The 20,177-nt window shown below is 49.3% G+C and carries 15 protein-coding genes; 7 read left to right on the top strand and 8 right to left on the bottom strand.

All coding sequences use genetic code 11. The features are described from left to right. Window positions 1-18: 18 nt before the first annotated feature. From RID21_RS14805 to RID21_RS14785, 5 genes are all read right to left on the bottom strand, one after another. The gene (locus RID21_RS14805; protein WP_350190091.1) at window positions 19-693 is read right to left on the bottom strand and encodes a response regulator transcription factor; all 675 of its coding nucleotides are present in this window, start codon (window positions 691-693) and stop codon (window positions 19-21) included. 1,065 nt (window positions 694-1,758) lie between these two features. Then, window positions 1,759-2,415, bottom strand: coding sequence for a class I SAM-dependent methyltransferase (locus RID21_RS14800; RefSeq protein ID WP_350190089.1), 657 nt, complete (start codon window positions 2,413-2,415; stop codon window positions 1,759-1,761). Window positions 2,416-2,730: 315 nt separating this feature from the next. After that, window positions 2,731-3,657, bottom strand: a complete 927-nt coding sequence (locus RID21_RS14795; protein ID WP_350190087.1) for a universal stress protein — start codon at window positions 3,655-3,657, stop codon at window positions 2,731-2,733. 279 nt (window positions 3,658-3,936) lie between these two features. After that, window positions 3,937-4,137 (bottom strand): carbon storage regulator, encoded by a 201-nt coding sequence (locus RID21_RS14790; protein ID WP_350190085.1) that lies wholly within the window; start codon window positions 4,135-4,137, stop codon window positions 3,937-3,939. A gap of 90 nt (window positions 4,138-4,227) precedes the next feature. Further along, on the bottom strand, window positions 4,228-4,602 hold the full coding sequence (locus RID21_RS14785) for a BON domain-containing protein (RefSeq protein ID WP_350190083.1): 375 nt from the start codon (window positions 4,600-4,602) through the stop codon (window positions 4,228-4,230). Between the two features lie 498 nt (window positions 4,603-5,100). On the opposite strand from RID21_RS14785, the gene RID21_RS14780 reads away from it, so the two are divergent. From RID21_RS14780 to RID21_RS14755, 6 genes are all read left to right on the top strand, one after another. Continuing rightward, window positions 5,101-7,023, top strand: a complete 1,923-nt coding sequence (locus RID21_RS14780; protein WP_350190081.1) for a sensor histidine kinase — start codon at window positions 5,101-5,103, stop codon at window positions 7,021-7,023. Between the two features lie 2 nt (window positions 7,024-7,025). Next, complete coding sequence (locus RID21_RS14775) at window positions 7,026-7,685, top strand: response regulator (protein ID WP_350190079.1); 660 nt, start codon at window positions 7,026-7,028, stop codon at window positions 7,683-7,685. A 76-nt stretch (window positions 7,686-7,761) separates the two neighbouring features. Then, a complete protein-coding gene (locus RID21_RS14770; protein ID WP_350190077.1) occupies window positions 7,762-10,500 on the top strand; it encodes a cation-transporting P-type ATPase in 2,739 nt (912 codons plus the stop codon). Between the two features lie 219 nt (window positions 10,501-10,719). Next, window positions 10,720-11,217, top strand: a complete 498-nt coding sequence (locus RID21_RS14765) for a hypothetical protein (RefSeq protein ID WP_350190075.1) — start codon at window positions 10,720-10,722, stop codon at window positions 11,215-11,217. A 274-nt stretch (window positions 11,218-11,491) separates the two neighbouring features. Then, entirely contained in the window at window positions 11,492-13,861 is a 2,370-nt protein-coding gene (locus RID21_RS14760) for a phosphoketolase family protein (protein ID WP_350190073.1), read from the top strand. Next, window positions 13,834-15,060 carry an acetate/propionate family kinase gene (locus tag RID21_RS14755; RefSeq protein ID WP_350190071.1) on the top strand — a complete coding sequence of 409 codons (1,227 nt, stop codon included), beginning with the start codon at window positions 13,834-13,836 and terminating at the stop codon, window positions 15,058-15,060. The genes RID21_RS14760 and RID21_RS14755 overlap by 28 nt, the downstream gene beginning before the upstream one ends. A 180-nt stretch (window positions 15,061-15,240) precedes the next feature. Here RID21_RS14755 and hflC read toward each other — a convergent pair whose 3' ends face one another. The 3 genes from hflC to RID21_RS14740 form a co-directional block, all read right to left on the bottom strand. Further along, on the bottom strand, window positions 15,241-16,278 hold the full coding sequence (hflC, locus tag RID21_RS14750) for a protease modulator HflC (protein WP_350190069.1): 1,038 nt from the start codon (window positions 16,276-16,278) through the stop codon (window positions 15,241-15,243). Window positions 16,279-16,323: 45 nt separating this feature from the next. Then, window positions 16,324-17,331 (bottom strand): FtsH protease activity modulator HflK, encoded by a 1,008-nt coding sequence (gene hflK, locus RID21_RS14745; RefSeq protein WP_350190067.1) that lies wholly within the window; start codon window positions 17,329-17,331, stop codon window positions 16,324-16,326. Between the two features lie 566 nt (window positions 17,332-17,897). Next, window positions 17,898-18,386, bottom strand: coding sequence for a thioredoxin family protein (locus RID21_RS14740; protein ID WP_350190065.1), 489 nt, complete (start codon window positions 18,384-18,386; stop codon window positions 17,898-17,900). Window positions 18,387-19,010: 624 nt separating this feature from the next. Between RID21_RS14740 and RID21_RS14735 the strand changes: the two genes are divergently transcribed. Further along, window positions 19,011-19,991 carry a DUF1559 domain-containing protein gene (locus RID21_RS14735; RefSeq protein WP_350190063.1) on the top strand — a complete coding sequence of 327 codons (981 nt, stop codon included), beginning with the start codon at window positions 19,011-19,013 and terminating at the stop codon, window positions 19,989-19,991. Window positions 19,992-20,177 lie beyond the last annotated feature (186 nt).

Here is a 20,177-nt window from a genome sequence, read left to right as displayed (position 1 = left end):
TACTTTCGGAGTACAAATTCATTCTGAAATCACGATCACATCGGATTTGAGCTGAGCCTGTTTGAGTTCCAATTCCGTCAGGATTTTGGCGAGTTCGATGAGGTTGTCGACTTCAATTTTTTCCATAATCGACTTTCTTCGAGTCACAACAGTTCGTTGCGAGACATCAAGCAGATGGGAAACCTTCTTATTTGAATGCCCTTCGATCAGCAGGGACATCGTTGATTTTTCGTCGTCTGTAAGAGCCGAGAACTTTTCTGCTGTCTTTTGAACCCAGAGACAATCTTCTCGATGGTCAAAGTCATACTTGATCGCTGCGATTAGATGGTCCCAGAGTTCCTGTTCCGAGTATGGTTTTTCGAGGACAGCGAAAGCTCCTTCATTGATTGCGCTAACAGCCACAGAGACATCTAAATTCCCGGAAACTAATATCACTGGTAGTTCATAATTTTTCGATTTCAACTGTTTGATTAACTCGATGCCATTACATCCCATTAACCTTAGATCTGTCAGGACGCACCCAATTAACTCCTCTTCAATTTCTTTTAGAAAATGCTCAGCAGATTCATGCGAAGTTGATTTAACCCCCAGGCTGTTAATCAGTTCTTCGAGAGAGAGTCGAACCGATTCCTCATCGTCTATGATATAGACGACTGGATCATAATCCGGGGGTAGTCCAAGTGTTTTCTGCATGATCAATGATTCTCCATTCAGGTCCCATTTTCTTGCAAAGAAATAAGGCTGTTCGAGTTGCCTGATCCAGGCAACGTACTAAATTTTTCAGGACATCCTGGCGACCGTGGATGAGATGGAGAATCGATTGGACGATTAGAGGGACAGTCGCGGCTTATCGGTGTCCTACATCATGTTTTGCACAGAGTAATGCTCTCCCAGCTTTGTTATCCACCAACATGACATTCAAGAGTTGTAATTTCGGGTTGATTACAGGACTATTGGTAGCACTACATAAAACATCATTCATATGTGGATTATCGCACGATCATTTTGCCTGGGTAGAGGAAATGAATAAATAATATACGGCTCAATAGTACATGTTGATGAAGCGGTAGGATTTTAACGATTGTCTGAAGTGTTTCCTGAAAACTTTTACACAGAGAAAAACCTCCTTAATTAAGCCGATTGATTGTTGCTGTTCGCGCGAGAGGATGTCCATGGGGAACGTCTTAGTAGAAACCCTGATTAATGGATGGCCCCTATTTCGCGATATCTTTTCATTTAAGGCCTTACCGGGCGTTTCCAGCCTGCGATGCGATACAGGGCCTCTCAGGGCCTGATACGGGCAAATCTGCCAAAATTGGGTGATTTCAGTGATTATCTGAGGGTTTCGTCTGGACGGGTCCGGAATCTGGATCTCTTTGCAGATTTCTTGAATTCCTGGAGCCAGCATTTCTCTCACCAGGCCGCGAAGTGATTTTCCCTGGCGCGCTGCGTAAATGATTAGTGGTCGCCCCTCTTCGATCGTCTTCAGGTCGACCGTTACTCAGGAAGCGCTGGCGTATTTTGGCATTGCCCTGGGACTGACAACGTTTGGGCAATATCGACAATGTTTTTTGGCGGAACACAATATCCACACGCAAGACCGGGCGAGAGAGCAGAATTATACCGTCCCGGCTGTCGCACGAAATGCGACGTAAAAGCAACTGTTAATTCTTAACATTTCAGCTGGTTCAAGGATGGAAACAAGTTGTTCAAATGACTCATCCACATAATCCTATTATCGCTCTCAGGGCAGGTCAGTTATGTTGCGTCAAAATCGAAGTCGATATGATTACGTAAGACAGAACCGTGTGTGGTGTTTTTCTGCCAGACAAATATTTCCAGGGGAGGCAGGTTCCAGAGAACGACGGAGCGATGCTTTGGCTTACCGAAATATTCGAATGCCAGATCGCAGACCCTACTGCGGAACTGATAGGTGACAAAGCTCCCGCCAGGCGCTAAGGTGTCATAAATCGATTCAATCAGGGAATGCCCCTCTTCGGGAGACATTACTGAAAAAGGTACCCCGGAAACAATCACATCAGGAGACGCAAGCTGGTAATGTTTGAGGATCTGCCGTAAATTTAATGCTGATCCTTTTTCAACAATCACTCGCGCATCTGTGATCCGTCGAACCTGATTCACGAATTCATTTACGACTTCAATACAAAGCAGAATAGACTGCTGAGGCAGTTGATTGAGCAGTGCCCGCGTGGTCTCTCCGGTACCCGGCCCCAGTTCAACAACCACCTGAGCAGCCTGCAGACACTCCAGCGAACTCAGTTTTCGCTGCAGGTAATTGGAACTCGGAAGAAACGAAGCCACTCGTAATGGATTCTCAAGAAAACCACGCAGAAAACAAGGTAGTATGGAAGGGCGTGGAGAATCAGCTTCAATGAATGATCGGGAGTTATCCATACTGAATATTTCTTAGGTTAGTATCACCAGGCTCTGAATTACGCGAATCATATTTTGCAATGACACACAGAGATCTGATGCGGAATTCATCGTGCGCTACTTAATCGTGGGCTACTTAAACGCAGTTAAACAGTACGTCATCCCTACGGTCTTTATTACCAGATCTTATCAAAAATTGGATAAGGCCGTGGCCAGCATCCCGGCATATAGTATTCTTTATGTCCCCATACCGACAGTTTAGAGATAAAAACGGTTAACTCATTGCTCCCAGGACAACAGCCAGGGTAATAGATACTGCTTTAGACTTTATCAGCTTCAGCCTGTCACAGGTGAATCAAAATCAGCAGGCTTAACTGCCAAAACAGAACAGTTGATTTGTGGAAGTAATTTTTCAGCTGTATTCCCTATTATTAATCCACTGATGCCCGTACGTGCGATGGTGCCCATAACAAGCAACTCGATATTGTGCTTTTCCACCAGACTCAGAACTGCGATATCTGGTGGTGTGGAAGTGACGATATGTATCTGTGGATGAGTTTTAAGCTGGAAACCAGCAAGCTGAGATTCGATATGGCGTTTGACTTCGAGGGGAGTTCTCAGATTGCGTTCCTCATGCTGGAAAGTAGAATGCCAGGAGTCAAATTCCGAATGTTCCTGTGAGTGAACTACATGGAGTTCCGAACCGTGTAATTCCGCCATGGCGGCCCCTAGCTCCAGAGCGAGATCGCCAACAGGACGCAAGCAATGTGCAACCAGGATCGATTTGATCTGTGAATCTGATTGTGGCTGTGTAATCCATACAGGAGATGGACATAGTCTCAAGAGCTTCACGCCAGTGCTGCCCAGCAATATTGATTTGAACGGGCCCAGGTGTCGGGTTCCCGCTATCACAATATCGTATCCATCAAGTACCACCTTCAGAATTATCTGTCGCCAGCTTCTGCCGAAACAGACCTCGCTGTCAGCCTTGATTCCTGATTCTTTCGCTTGCGACACCAGTCCGTTCAATACTTGTTGAGCAGTTGTGACTATAGAGTCCTTCTCATTAGACTCTTCAATCATCCGTTGAGTTTCAGCAGAAACATCCAGGGTAAAAAAGAATGTGAGCTCTGCAGAATTCGATCCGGCCAACCAGATGGCGCGGTCTACCGCTTCCTGGGAGGCAGGTGAAACCTCATCTGAAACGAGGTGATCTCCTGATGACAGGTCAACACCCACAAGAATTTTTTTAAACCGCTGCATGCGTTCTGATCTACTCCATCCTTAATAGTGGATTGTTGCCCCTGAAGGTGATTTTCAGTTATCAGATCATATTGCTACCTGAAATACTTCTAAAAATCATCCTTTAATCACCCATTCAGTATATTTTTCGATGAAACATGATTCAACCAAATCCTGCCCTTGGTAGAAGCGACAGGCAATCGGGTAAGTGATTTGAAAAAAACACATCCTTCCCAGAGACTCAACGAATGGGCAAACTGATCTGTATCATGCTGATGACCGCAGTGACTTGGACCAGAGCTAAGACCCCCGGGTGGGACAACTTTCTTCAAGCAAAGCCCCCCTATTGGCTGTTTTAGAAAGATCGTCCCGGCGGATGCTGACATCTGCCGGTGCAGTCACACCCAGTTTCACTCGTTTCCCCCGAATCGAAACCACTGTCAGCTTGATGTTATCACTGATAACAACTCTTTCACCACGCTTACGAGTCAAGACCAGCATCGTACTCCTCCAAAAAACTGAAAACGTTATGAGTGCCTGTTGAGATTACTGCGCAACTTTCCGCGAATGGCCTGGTCGCCTCTCTATCGACTATAGCGGGACGACTTCCACATAATTCAATATTTTTATGAAGCCGGGAACATTTCGGACGGTTTCTTGAGCTACCTGCTTCTGATGCCAGGATGTTACCTGGCCACGCAGGATCAGAACTTCTGCTTGTGCTTCACATTCCAGGCAACGTATCTCTCCGTAATCACTGGAATGTAATAGATGGCGAGCACTGGCGGCGGACAAGCTGCACACCCCTCTTTCGCCAGCGCTCACCGGGAGAGTTTTGAGAGAAGGCTGCCCCTTTATGAGCTCTGTCTCTGTTTGATGCCCGACATTCATGGAAGTCCTGTGTTCGCTACCTGCGTGACCATCTAAGTCAGTCATCTTCATTTGGTTCAAAGTGGCAGTACTCATTACACTCCTCCCTGCTAATTGATCAAAGTTTGTTTAGCAACCAGTTCGTTTATTGTGTCGAACCGCTGTTACTACTATCGCAGATCATCAGAACACTCAGACGATCTGCTTCGTCGAGCTGGGATAGATCTACTGGAAAATCCGTACTGTTATTCCAAGGCTCAGATTAACTGCGACGATTTGAACTCCTGGCTCCTGAACTATTCTGCCGCTTTTCTTCATGAACTTGTTCCTGTCCGCATCACAGCATTGAAACGGCCTATGTCCCTGGCTGTGTGTCAGATTCTCGCGCTTTTTAGTGGCGGAATTCTGACCCCAATATCGTAAAATTATCCATAGCATGGCAACTTCTACAATAGATATTAACACCATTTGAGGAATGGCGGATTCCGCTATTCACGGCAGAAATCTGCTTTGTATAATTTTTGTAAGGGCTTGAATAGACGTCCCCTTTCGGGCTCATCGAAAACCGTTTTCAGCGAGAAGCACGTCCAAATTATGGTTGAGAAACAACATCGGCAAATGCAACCGGCAGTCGAGTCCCGCTACCATCAATTACGAGACGCCGTCGCTGACTATCACTACCACGTTCTGCTGGATGAAGGACAGGTAGTAGAAAAGCAACATGGGCCGAAGTGCGCTGCAATCACCGGGTATCGGCCTGAAGAGTATGCCGCTAATCACCGTCTGTGGATCGATCTAGTCCTTGAGGATGACCGTTCTGATATCGAGCGCCAAATTGAACAGGTTCTTTCAGGGCAGCAGCCAAAGCCGTCTGAATTCCGTATCCGGCGGAAAGATGGACAGCTCCGCTGGCTCAGGAAATTGATCATTCCTTACTATGATGCTGACGGTCAATTAACCGCCTATGACGCGCTGTTGCGGGATATCACAGAAACAAAACTTGCACAGCAATCTCTTCGACAAAGTGAAGAAAATTATCGCTTACTCTTTGACGACGACCTCACAGGTGATTATCTCGCCACGCCTGATGGTGAAATACTGCTGTGCAATCGTGCGTTTGTCGACATGTTCGGTTTTGTGAGTCAGCAACAGGCGGTCGGCAGCAGTCTGCAGGACTTTTACTCAGATCCGTATTCATGGACTGCGTTCATCGAGAGAATCCGTGTGATGGGAACACTCGATCGATTTGAACGCATTACCCGTCGCAATGACGGCATAACCCTGCACGTTGTTGAGACTGTTATTGGAACCTTCGATGAACAGGGAAATCTTATCCGGCTCAAAGGGTATGTCTTCGATGATACCCACTCCCGGGTTGAGAACGCCAAGCTCCGGCAACGTACGATTGATCTGGAAGAAGCTGTGCAGCAACGCACGAGGGAAATACGAGCGGAACGCAGTCATCTTGAAGCGATTCTGGATTCGGCCCTTGACGCGATCATCTCGATAGACAGCCAGGGGGTGATCCAGACCATAAATCGCTCAACGGAGAGATTATTCGGTTATACCCGGAATGAAATGATCAACCAGAACGTGAGTATGCTCATGCCGGCTCCTTATAGCGAAGAGCACGACAGCTATATTAAACGGTATCTACAAACCGGCAAACCCCGAATTCTCGACTCAGTCCGTGAACTGGTTGGCCGCCGGAAAGATGGCTCGACATTTCCCATCGAAATTTCGATCACTGAAGTCGACCATTTGCAGGTATTCACCGGGATTGTCCACGATATCTCCGAACGCAAACAGCTTCAGGCTCACGTTCTGCAGATTGCTGAGGATGAACAGCGACGAATCGGGCAGGAACTGCATGATGGGATTGGTCAGGAATTGACTGGACTGGCTTTGTTTGCAGGCACGCTTGTCGAACTTCTGGATGCGATCCCAGAGGAATCGACTGAAGAAACTGCACGCCACTTACAAACAGCTGAGTTTTCCAGACTGCGGGCTTTAGCAGCGAGAATCTCCTCACTACTCAACGAGACGAATGTACATGTCAGACGTCTGGCCCACGGCGTAATGCCTGTGCAGATTGAGCCTCGTGGATTGCAGGCGGCACTCGCAGAGCTCTCAGCCTCGATTAATACACATCCTCGCGTCACTTGCCGGTTCGAGTCCTCTGCAAGCGTCGTGCTTGCCGACAATGCCACAGCCACCCACTTGTATCGAATCGCACAGGAGGCGACCAGTAACTCTCTGCGCCACAGTCAAGCCACAGAAATCAGTATTATATTAGAAGGTGACGAAGATTATGTCGTACTTGAAGTGAACGATAACGGCATTGGAATCAGACCTGACAAAGACAGGGATCAATCGAATCGAGAAATGGGAATGGGATTAAGGACCATGCAGTATCGATGTGGAGTCGCAGGTGGAACATTCCACATAGAAGCCGGTCCGTCCGGCGGGGCATCGATCAGATGTCTCGTACCGACCAAACTGCTCAAGGAGAGCTAAACATGTCTACGCAAAACATGCCTGCGAGAATCCTGATCGTCGATGATCATCCCTTGGTCCGGGAAGCCCTGGCAACGCGCATCAATTTTCAGGATGACATGGAGGTCTGTGGTGAAGCAGGCACCGAAGAGGAAGCCATTTCACTGGTTTTTGAATTAAGTCCTGATCTGGTACTTGTTGATATCGCACTGAAAAGCGGGCATGGTATCGAGCTCGTCAAGCAGATCAAACTGAGACACCCCAACGTCAAGACGCTCGTTGTTTCCGGGTTTCAGGAGTCACTGTATGCAGAGCGCGCTCTGCGCGCAGGAGCGCTGGGCTACCTGAACAAGCAGGAATCAAATGAAAAAGTAATCGATGCGATTCACACTGTGCTGCGCGGAGAACACTTTGTGAGCCCTGATATCAGCCGCAGGCTGATCAAGCAGTCACTGGATGGTGTAGACGCAACCAAAACCCCAATCGAAAGTCTGACCGATCGAGAACTCGAAATCTTCCGGCTGATTGGTGAAGGTCTCACCAGTGGTATGATCGCAGAGCAACTCTTCCTGAGCCCCCACACCATTGATTCCCACCGCAACAACATCAAACGCAAACTGGGCCTCAACAATGCCGCTGAGATGTCCCGCTCCGCTGTTCAATGGCTACTGGAAAACGGCTAAAAATGCTTCTGTCCTTTTCCAGTTAGCTGCGTTACCTCAAGATGCTGTGAAACTGCTCGAATAATGAAGGTATACCATGGAGATACTATTCGAAAAACATTTACACCAGCTCGATGCGGAAGAGATTATTACGCTGCTAGACAGCGATCCGCAAAAAGGGCTGGACCGATTCGAGGTTGAATCCCGCAGAGAACGGTTTGGTCCCAACGCAATCCCGGTGCGCGACGGGCATAGTCCGCTGATCACATTTCTCCTGCAGTTCCATCAACCGCTGATTTATATCCTGCTGGTTGCCAGTGGTATTACTGCAGCGTTAAATGAGTGGATTGATGCGGGGGTGATCTTCACAGTGGTACTGGTCAATGCCACCATTGGATTCCTGCAGGAATCCAAGGCAGCTAAAGCCCTGGAAGCACTTTCCAAGATGACTGTCACTGAAGCACGGGTGTTGCGCAGTGGTGAAATTCACCTGATTCCATCGGTCGAACTAGTTCCAGGCGACATCATATTGCTACAGTCCGGCGATAAGGTTCCAGCCGATCTGCGACTGATGCGCAGTCGTGACCTGCAGATCGACGAATCAACGCTGACAGGTGAATCAGCGCCGGTGCCCAAGGCTGCTGAGACGCTACCCGCTAACACTCCCCTCGCTGAGCGACGAAACCTGGCGTATTCCACAACTCTTGTTACATATGGACAGGGTCGGGGAATTGTCGTTGCTACAGGCGAAAAAACTGAAGTCGGGCGAATCAGCACTTTGGTGTCCACGGCAGACGTCCTGGAAACGCCTCTGACACGCAAGATCTCCGCATTCAGTCGCCTGTTGCTGATCGTGATCCTGGCATTGGCAGCCCTCACGTTTGCTGTTGGTGTCATGCGGGGCCAAACGAGCTTTGACATGTTCATGGCAGCGGTCGCATTGGCCGTCGGGGCGATTCCGGAGGGATTGCCAGCTGCTGTAACAATTACGTTGGCCATTGGTGTTTCGCGCATGGCACGCCGTCGCGCGATCATCCGAAAGCTACCCGCTGTTGAAACACTGGGAAGTACCACTACAATCTGCTCTGACAAAACGGGCACATTGACTGTTAATCAAATGACGGTGAGAGAGGTCTACGCTGCAGGCCAGAAATATGAATTATCGGGAAGCGGCTATTGTCCCGACGGCATGTTCGATCCCAAGTCTGGCGTCGCTTTGGCAGATAATGCTGCCGCACGCCAATGTCTGCAGGCAGGTTTGTTGTGCAATGATTCAACACTCATGCAGAAGGAAACTCACTGGGATGTCAACGGTGATCCTACTGAGGGAGCTCTGCTCGTTTCGGCAAGAAAAGCCGGGTTAGACGAATGGCAAGTTCAACAACGTTGGCTGCGGCTCGATTCAATTCCGTTTGAATCGCAATATCAATACATGGCGACACTCCACAACGACGAGTCTGGTGATACATGTCCCGTCTACGTGAAAGGAGCAGTCGAAGTTATCCTCGACAAATGCAATCTGGCTTTAGACACGAAAGACCAGCCTGCATCTCTGGATTCGGACGTGATCCAGTCACATCTCGAGGAGATGGCTTCACAAGGACTCCGGGTATTAGCGTTTGCGCGAGGAGAGCTAGCAGCCGAGAGTAATGAGATCGATCATAGTGATATCACCAATCTCACCTTTCTGGGACTACAGGGCATGATTGATCCACCACGGCCGGAGGCGATTGATGCCGTACGGACATGTCAGAACGCAGGTATTCGCATCAAGATGATTACAGGTGACCACCCGGTCACGGCCCGGGCAATTGCCACAAAAATCGGCCTCAATGGGACCGAAATTGAGACAGAACAAGCTCCACTGGTAATGACCAGCCAGGATCTGGCTGAAAAAAGCGACCAGGAATTGATTGACATCGCTGAAAACGTCAGTGTTTTTGCGCGTGCCACACCTGAGCAGAAGCTTCGCCTCGTCAAGGCGTTACAGACCAATGGTCACATTGTGGCCATGACTGGGGATGGAGTAAATGATGCCCCTGCTCTGAAGCAGGCAGACATTGGTGTGGCGATGGGCGTGGGAGGGACAGAAGTTGCCAAGGAAGCCGCCGACATGATTCTGACTGACGATAACTTCGCTACGATCGAAGCTGCTGTGGAGGAAGGTCGCGGTGTGTTTGATAATCTCACGAAATTCATCGTCTGGACGCTGCCCACGAATATGGGTGAAGGGCTCGTAATCCTTGCAGCGATCTTCGCAGGGGTGACCTTACCCTTGCTTCCGGTCCAGATCCTGTGGATCAACATGACCACTGCCGTGCTCCTGGGACTGATGCTGGCTTTTGAGCCCAAAGAACCGGGTATCATGCGTCGGCCACCCCGCAATCCGAAAATCCCCATTCTTGATAAAGTCCTGATTATACGAATCTGTATCGTAGGCTTTATCATGCTGGTCGGCGCATTTGGTTCCTTTGAATGGGCACTCGGGCAAGGTTTGAGTGATGCCGCTGCACGGACAGTCGCCGTTAATGTTTTTGTGATGGTTGAAATATTTTATCTCTTCAACTGCCGTTCGCTGACCAAATCGATGTGGGCCCTGGGACTGTTTACCAATCGCTGGATTGTGGTCGGGGTTGCCACAATGATGGCCCTGCAACTCGCTTTCACTTATCTGCCACTGATGAACTACCTGTTCCACACTGCTCCCATCGGCTGGGATGCCTGGTGGAGAATATTACTTACTGGTGTTGGCGCCTACGTCATTGTAGGGTTCGAAAAGTGGTTGCGTCGCAAATGGGCTCAGCGTCGCAGCATGCAGCCCAATCAAAACACCTGATCTTTCGGATCATACGCGCAAAGACTGACAGATATGTCGAAGGAATAGAAACGTGAATCAAGATATCACCTTGACGCTTTTTATTGGTGTTGAATTCACTGTTATTGCAGGATCAAACGGCTGGATGCTGTAACGTAAAATATCGCTTTGGACTACACCTGGCCTAACCGTCATCAAGAAGACTTTAGTGGAATCACTGTAGCTGAGGATAAAAATAAGATGATTCTTGCCGATGACAACAACGCTCCTGAATCTGTTGAAAGGGAGCCTCCGATAAAATCCCAAGTACGTTCCTGGATCGCAACAATATTAGTCAGTGCCGCTGCAGGGGCTTTCTTGTTTTGGTTTATCCAGTTGATCTGGCATAAGGCCGGTGAAATCGACAGTGCCCCAAGCCGCTACGGGTTCAAAAATCAAGTAATGCACCGCAAGTCAAAAGAAATGCATGACATTCTGGATGAAATGGTTGCAGGAGACCTGGAACGTGTGCAGACGTCAGCAAAACGAATGAAGCGCTACGGTAAGATGATTAGCGGGTTTCTGAAAAGCGAATCCTACGACAAGCACAGTGTAGATTTTCAGCAGGCTGTAGGCGATTTGACCACTGCCGCTGGCCGTAATGATTTCAGCAATGCACAGGAAGCTGTCCTGCGTCTGGAGAAATCATGTATTGAATGCCACCAGTTACTAAAAAACCGTGAAATCAAGAGTGAGTGATCAGGCGCCATTTAACATAAGTCAACAGGGCCACGAACAACGTGAGGAGTGAGTAGCAATGCAAAGATTGCAAAACAGCGTATTCCGTTACGAAAGTGATCACGGAAAGCAAGCCAAGCTGCTGCGTCAGAACTCGAAGCTGTCATGATCGACACAAAATCACAGCAGGGCATTTCTTTCGCCCGACGCGGGGTTGTCATCAAAGAAATGCCCCTTCGTGGTTCTTCTAACGAACATTAATATTTTATTACCCATGTAATTGAGGATAAATCAAATGTCGAATCCACTCAGCACTGAAGAGCTCAATGGGATCGACGCCTATTGGCGGGCCGCAAATTATCTGTCGGTGGGTCAGATCTATTTATTCGACAATCCACTGCTCAAAGCCCCCTTACGCAAGGAACATATCAAACCGAGACTGCTGGGACACTGGGGAACGACACCCGGTTTGAACTTCGTGTACGCTCATCTGAATCGCATCATCAAAAAATTCGACTTGAGCATGATGTATATCACGGGACCAGGCCACGGAGGACCGGGGCTGGTGGCCAACACATACCTCGAAGGGACATATACCGAACATTACCCGAGCATCACGCAAGATGAAGCTGGAATGCAGCGGTTATTTAAACAGTTCAGTTTCCCTGGGGGAGTTCCCAGCCATGTCGCTCCAGAAACTCCAGGCAGCATTCACGAAGGAGGCGAATTAGGCTACGCATTATCACACGCGTTCGGCGCCGCTTTCGACAATCCGGATTTGATTGTTGCGTGTATCGTAGGCGATGGCGAAGCAGAAACGGGCCCGCTGGCCACGAGTTGGCATTCCAACAAGTTTCTCAACCCGATACACGACGGCGTCGTGCTGCCGATTCTACACCTGAACGGTTATAAAATCGCCAACCCCACGGTGTTGGCTCGCATCAGCCACGAAGAGCTTGACCAGTTACTGCGTGGATACGGTTACACACCGTATTATGTTGAGGGCGACGATCCAGACAAGATGCATCAGCAGATGGCGTCAATCCTTGATCAGGTGGCTCATGAGATTCAACAGATCAAACGACAGGCGCGGGAGAACAATGATCCTACTCGCCCACGCTGGCCCATGATCGTGCTACGAACTCCCAAGGGCTGGACGTGTCCGCGAGAAATCGATGGAAAGCAAGTCGAAGATAACTGGCGGAGTCACCAGGTACCTATGGGAGAAATGCACGAGAATCCGGACCATGTAAGACTGCTCGAGCAATGGATGAAAAGCTACCAGCCTGCAGAGCTGTTTGATGAACAAGGAGCCCCGCGACAGGAACTCACGGCACTTGTGCCCCACGGTGAACGACGGATGGGAGCCAACCCGCACGCCAATGGCGGCCAGTTACTGAAAAGTCTATGTCTCCCTGACTTTCGAGACTATGCCGTCAAATTATCCAGTCCTGGCAGCGTCAAGGCAGAAGCCACGCGTGTTCAAGGCAAGTTCATACGCGACGTGATGAAAGCGAACTTGCCAACCCGTAACTTTCGCATCTTCAGCCCTGATGAGAACGCCTCAAATCGCTGGGGAGATGTGTTTGAAGTCACGAATCGCGGTTTTGTCGGAGAGACCTTACCGGGTGATGATCACATTTCTGCAGATGGTCGGGTATTGGAGATGCTCTCGGAGCACCAGTGCCAGGGTTGGCTCGAAGGCTACCTGCTCACCGGTCGGCACGGATTTTTTAATTGCTACGAGGCATTTATCCACATTATTGATTCCATGTTCAATCAGCATGCCAAATGGCTCAAAGTTTGCAATCATATTCCCTGGCGACAACCGCTTGCATCGCTGAATTATTTGTTATCTTCACATGTCTGGCGGCAGGATCATAATGGTTTCAGCCACCAGGACCCGGGGTTTATCGATCATGTAGTAAATAAAAAAGCCAATATCATTCGCGTCTACCTTCCACCCGATGCCAATTGTCTGCTCTCGGTCACCGACCATTGTTTACGCAGCCGTAATTATGTCAATGTAATTGTGGCAGGCAAACAACCAGGGCCACAATGGCTCAATATTGACGAGGCGATCGAGCATTGCATTGCCGGCGTCAGTATCTGGGACTGGGCCAGCAACGACCACGGAGATGAACCGGATGTGGTACTTGCCTGTTGCGGAGATGTACCGACACTCGAAACACTGGCTGCAGTGGATATTCTGCGACGTGTGCTCCCGGAGTTAAAGGTCCGCGTCATCAATGTCGTCAATCTGATGAAGCTGCAAGATCCGAGAGAGCATCCCCACGGGCTGTCTGACAGGGAATTTGACATCATGTTCACAACGGACAAACCGATCATCTTTGCTTTTCATGGATATCCCTGGCTGATTCATCGACTGACGTATCGCCGCACTAATCATAAGAATCTCCATGTGCGCGGCTACAAGGAAGAAGGCACGACCACGACACCGTTTGATATGGTTGTCCTGAATGACCTGGATCGGTTTCACCTTGTAGAAGATGTCATCGACCGTGTCCCCAAACTCGGGGCTAAAGCCGCTCACATCAAGCAGAAATTACGAAATAAGCTGATTGAACACAAGCAGTACATCACGGAGCATGGACAGGACATGCCAGAAATACGTGAATGGAACTGGCCACAGGCGGAGCAGTAAATCTGATGAGTATTCTCGTCCTCAACGCGGGATCAAGCACGTTGAAATACGCCCTGTTTGATGATGCCGCAATAACAGAACTCGCTGGAGGCGTCATCGACTGGCATGGCAGCGACTCTAGCGCCACGTTTCACTTTCATACATCGGGAACCGAAAACAGTCATACCCTTGTGGGAAGCCCTGATTACCGGATGGCAGTCAATGAAATCCTGGATCGCTTGACTGTCAACGGTTTTGATAAACCAGTCAGCGCGGTCGGTCATCGCATCGTCCATGGCGGGCCAGCGTTCAACCAAGCTGTTTTGATCGACGATCGTGTGTGTGAAGAGCTGGAGCAGATCAGCACTCTTGCTCCACTTCACAATCCACCTGCATTAGCCGCAGTGGGGGCTGCCCGCAAAGTTTTCCCAGATGCAGTTCACATCGCTGTATTCGACACGGCCTTCTATTCCACCTTGCCGAGACATGAGGTAGTGTATCCGCTGCCCTATCAGTGGTTTGAGGAATACGGCATTCGCCGTTATGGGTTTCATGGCATCAGTCATGCCTACTGTGCGAAGCGTGCTGCTGAGATACTCGAACGTCAGGATGATTCGAATCTTCGACTGATCATTTGCCACCTGGGCAACGGTTGCTCGGCGACTGCTGTTCGGGGGGGACAGCCCGTGGCAACGACAATGGGATTTACTCCCCTGGAAGGTTTAATGATGGGAACGCGCAGCGGCTCCATTGATCCAGGTATTTTGTTACACCTGATGGAGCAGCACGATATGAAGGGAGATCACCTTGACGAAATCCTGAACCGACAAAGCGGCCTGCTGGGAATTTCCGGCGTATCATCTGATTTTCGGGAAGTAGAACAATCAGCAATCGCTGGCCACAAGCGGGCGAGTCTGGCCATCGAAATGTTTGCCACTCGCATTCGCTCAACGATTGGCGCTTTCGCAGTGACGCTTGGAGGCGTCGATGCATTGATATTCACGGCCGGTATTGGAGAACACTCCCGGACTCTTCGCAGCCGTGTGTGTGCAGGATTGCAGTCCCTGAATGTTTTGCTGGACGAAGATAAAAATCAGGAGCGCTCGGCCGATTCGGACATTGCGCAGATGGATTCAACAGCGCGCATCTTAGTCATTCGAACTCGAGAGGAACAATCCATCGCTCATGCTGCGCAACGCCTTCGAGAGGAATCATCGTGATTTACCTGCCGCATTACAGATGACGGAGATATTGAGGAAGCAGAATTTTAATCCTGTGCAGTCTGACACTATGCAGGAGGGTTAGGCGATCATAAAATCGTGCCAGATTGTGAAGATTTATGTATTGCTATCATGGGGCATTAAGGGTGGATTAGAGATCCAGAATCTTAAGCGAATTATCTAATCCTCCTGCTTATCTGTTTCTTTTTCTTTGAGATTCTGATCCGCGTCCGGAGCCGGAGCTTCCGACTTGAGGTAGCGGAAGTAATCGGAGTCACTGCTGAGAATGGCAGTGACGCCTTCGCCGAGGGATTCCGAATAGCTTTCCAGTGTGCGTAGAAAACTATAGAACTCCGGGTCACTACCGAAGGCTTCACTGTAGATGCGGGTCACTTCAGCGTCGGCTTCCCCGCGAATGATCTCTGCCTCTTTTTGGGCTTCACTTTCAATCTCGGCGAGCATGCGTTCGGTTTCCCCTTCAATCTCCGAGGCGCGCCCCTGACCTTCACTCCGAAATTGTTCGGCGATTCGTTGTCGTTCGGCAATCATGCGTTCAAAGACCTGCCGTTGGACTGACTCGACATAGTCGAGCCGTTTGATCTGGATGTCGACCAGTTCAATCCCGTACTGAGGCATCTGCTGCTGAGCGGTTTTGAGAATATCCCGGACCATTTCGCCCCGTCCAATTTCCACTTTCTGAAGCAGGATCTCTTCTTCCCGTTCTCCAGTCATGGTCCGTTGCAGATCTTCTTCCGTGACCTCCCAGTCTTTGGACCGGACAATATTGACTAGCGGGCTGGAGGCGATTTTGTCGCGCACGACTGAATCGAGGATATCATTGAGCCGGTTCCGGGCTCCCGCTTCGTCCTGCACACTTTGCAGGAATTTGAGGGGATCGACAATCTTCCAGCGCGCAGTAGTATCAACAGAAATAAACTGTTCTTCAACGGTAGGAACCTGATTCGGATCACCGTCCCAGGAAAGCAGGCGTTTGTCGAACTTGCGAACTTCCTGAATGAAGGGAATGCGGTAGTGGAGCCCGGGCTCGGTGACGGGATCGCCGACGGGGGCACCGAATTGTACGACGATCGCCTGGGTCGCTTCATCAATCGTAAATACCGAAGCACGAGCGACCACGGCCACGACGACAATCAGAACAATCGTCAACGGAATGAGGTATTGTCGAAATCCGCCGAACCGCCGAAATGAAATTGACATGGAAAGCCTCTAACAAGAATGATAAATCAATAAGGGTAATTTGCGTTAGCGATTCTGGGCAGGATTATTCTTGTCCAAATTAAGCAGTGGAATGGGGGATTGGCCTCCCGGTTCAATGACATAAATTTTGCCGAGCGAGGGGAGCACCTTATCGAGTGTTTCCAGATACATTCGTCGCCGTGTCACTTCTGGTGCAACCTTGTATTCTTTCAGGATCGCTTTGAAGCGTGATGTCTCCCCCAGCGCCCCGTTAACACGTTCAGCCCGATAACCTTCCGCCGTCGCGACAACCTGCTTCGCCTTGCCCCGTGCGGCCGGGATTTGCTGATTCTGCTTTTTCTCGGCTTCGTTGATCAGTTGCTCCTTCTCCTGTTCGGCCTGGTTGACTTCGTTGAATGCTGGTTTGACTGAATCAGGTGGGTTTACGTCCTGTAGTTCCACAGTTCCGACCCGGACTCCCATGTCGAAGGAATCGAGTAGACGCTGGATTTCTTCCTTGGCGTTCAAGGCGATTTCGACACGCTTGATCGTCAAAACGTCACTTCCCAGGTTATTGCCGACAATTCTCCGCATAACTGCTTCGGAAATATCCCGAATCGTCTTGTCGACCTGTTCAACCCGGTGCAGATACTTGTCCGGGTCGTCCACGCGGTATTGTACAACCCACTCCACGTCGACAACTTTCAAATCACCGGTCAGCATCAACGATTCATCGCGATGCTCTTCGGATTTACGATAAACGGCAGAGGTTCCTTCCTGGGCGGCGGTCCGAAAACCGAACTCCTGTTTAAGCACGCGCGCCGTCGGCACGAATTCCTGCTCGTCGATGCCGAACGGGAGTTTGAAATGCAGGCCCGGATCTTTGATTGCGATCACTTTGCCAAACCGCTTGACCACGGCTTGACCTTCCGGCTGCACGGTATAGTAGGACGTGAAAATGCCCCAGGCGATGATCAGCCCCAAGATGACAAACAGGATGATCCACATGACGCGCGATACGTCGATGTCAGCCAACCATTCATCGAATTGACTTCGCTCTCCGGAATGACGCATGGCAGAGATACTTTCTTTAAAACAGTCTGATCGAGAGAGAACCGTACGGAACGATGACCAGTACTGGAAGATCGATCAGGTAACAAATACTTTCGACATTCCACTAGTCTAGTTCACATAAACGGGATTGCAAACCGGGCTGTTCGTTATGACAGACATCGCGGCTGAATCCCCACACCACGTTGAATTGCGACATCGATATTGCCGGTAGATCGAACAAGTTCTTTTAGCCGATGATCATAGCTGCGTTTGCTGTTGGACATGCTAAGATTCTGGTAATTCACGGTGCCCGAAGGAAGAGATCTTCGGTATATCACAGCAAGAGAGTGTCGAGAACTCGCGCGAATTTGTAGGGAATGTCGTGACAAACAGCACCGCTGGATGGGCGGGTGAAACTGTGCAAAACTTTCAGTATCGGCGTGATAAATATCAGGGGACAAACTTGGGTCGGCTCTACCGATAATTGTTAATTTGACCGAGACACATCAAGTTTTAATCAGACCAGAATCCGACAGTACCAGAGGAATCTTCCAGGAAACCAATACAAATTAAAAATGATCTTTAAATCAGAAAGAACTGGAACCATCTCCAGGTGATATTTCAGGAGATGCTTGAAGCGAACGAGTGCTTAAATCCTTTGAGATTCGGCTCCAAAGTACAACTCCGGAAACAGGGTAATTCTGCGTCCAAAGCGGTTGTCCGTTAGAAAACAAAACATAACTGGGACAAACAGTAGCGCCGAGTGAAGAAGCCAAGGCCTGGTTTGCATTGAAATCCATGCGAACCATCTCTACCCGACCAGCAAGCAACTCTCGCAGTTGCTTAACCTCTGGACGCATCTCATTACAGCGAAAACATCCAGTCATCACGCTGAACTCGATCAACACAGGCTTGTCTGCGTTTTGTAGTAAATCTGTTAGCTCAACCTTGCTGACAACCGGTAGAGATATTAAGTCAGCGCTCGAAGACTGAGCGGGAGTAGTATTGCCGCCACAGCCTGATAAAAAAATCAAACCGCTGGTGATTAAAGACACAAAATGTGCGTAATAGCTCATGGAAGGAAGTCTCGCCTTAACAACCAGTTTTGAATCAGCTGAATCAGGTTTCTGAAAATCACTTTGGTCAGATTAACAGACGGCAAACAGCCTGAAGGAACCGGGGTACCCGCCATCAGGATTCCCCCTCCCTTGAGGCGCAATGATTATAGTGAAAGCAGCCTCGGAAACAATTCCCGCATTCTTAGCAATTAGACGCGCTGCTCTATTTGAATCAGGATCTGATCCATAATCGCGAGGGCTATTGCTGTTCGCTGTAAAATAGTGGTCTCAGTATACGAACACCTGATCAACCGCATGCAGATGAGAAATACCCAGAAAATTTCTGTTTAGTGGAGGGCTGTTCTCCTCGTCTGTAAATAGATTTAGGAAGCGGAAGCTTATCAATCTGAATTAACCGGTCCTTTAAATTAATGTTTCTTATAATTTTTTGAAAAACTCTTTGTCAGCCCTCTTGTGAGAGCCTGGGACAGGCCTAAAACAAAAACAGAATTGAGACCGAGTCTCAGTCCCATATTCTTCTATAAGATTATTTGTTCATAACCTCTTTCCATGACTCATATTCAGCATCATGAGTCAAATGGAAAGAAAATCCAGCAATTACAGTTTGACAGAGAGGGCCCCATGCTCCCCCAGTCTTCAGTTTCTCACCAACGACATGGCTTCACATTGATTGAACTCCTGGTTGTGATCGCAATCATTGCGATCCTGATCGCGCTGCTTTTGCCTGCAGTCCAGCAGGCCCGCGAGGCGGCCCGACGGACACAATGTAAAAATAATCTAAAGCAAATCGGGTTGGCACTCCATAATTATGAAGAATCCCACGGCGTGTTTCCGCCCGGCTTCGTGAGTATTCCAACAGGCCCCTGGCCAGGTGGTGGTAATGATCCGGTACCCGAAATCGGCCCCGGCTGGAGTTTTTTTACCATGCTCCTGCCGTTTATGGATCAGGCAAATCTCTCGGAACAGATCGATTTCAATCTTCCAATTATCAACAGTATTAACGCTCCAGCACGGAGTTCGACGGTAACTGCCTACCTCTGCCCGAGTGACACGACTCCACTGCGAATCAGCGCATATCCAGCATCATTGAATATCAATGACCTGGCAGCCTGCAGTTACATTGGCTCGCTTGGAGGTGCCGATCCCGCGAATACTTCAGGCTACAGTGCCATGTATGAGCAACAACCCTTTAATGGCATGTTCCATCGCAATTCCGCTGTCCGGATGCGCGACATTACTGATGGAAGTTCGAACACGATAGGAATTGGCGAAAGGCAAAGTGCATTTGTCCCTAACGGCTGGGCTGGGGTAATTCCCACAGCGCAGACCGTATTTTCTCAACAAGTCGCCACACAGCGTGGGCAGGCGGTGGGTGACACGGCACGGCCCGCGATAACGATGGCGCTCGTTCACGTTCGATCTGGTGGCCCTAATTCTCCCACCGGTAGTCCAGGCGGTTACAACAGTCCTCACACAGGCGGAGCACATTTTCTGCTAATGGATGGTAGCGTGAGAATGATTGGTGAAAACGTCGATATCAATGTCTTCCGCTGGCTGGCAGCCCGAAATGACGGCCAGGTGATCGGTGGTGATTCATTCTAAGAATTCCGAATCTTGGGCTGCTTTCAATAGTATCTGGTGAGACGCAGGAGATGGGTAAGAGCTCTTTACGAAGAAGAGACACTGGCAAGATCAACCAGTGTTCCCCTCCATAGATAGAAGCTAGCGTTTATTCATCTGTTAAAAAAAGCATTTGTCTTGGCAGTTTTGTTAGACACAGATCTCAGC

It is taken from the genome of Gimesia sp. (genome assembly GCF_040219335.1).
GTDB lineage: Bacteria > Planctomycetota > Planctomycetia > Planctomycetales > Planctomycetaceae > Gimesia.
The sequence above is the reverse complement of the archived record's forward strand: the minus strand, read 5'-3'. Positions and strand labels throughout refer to the sequence as shown.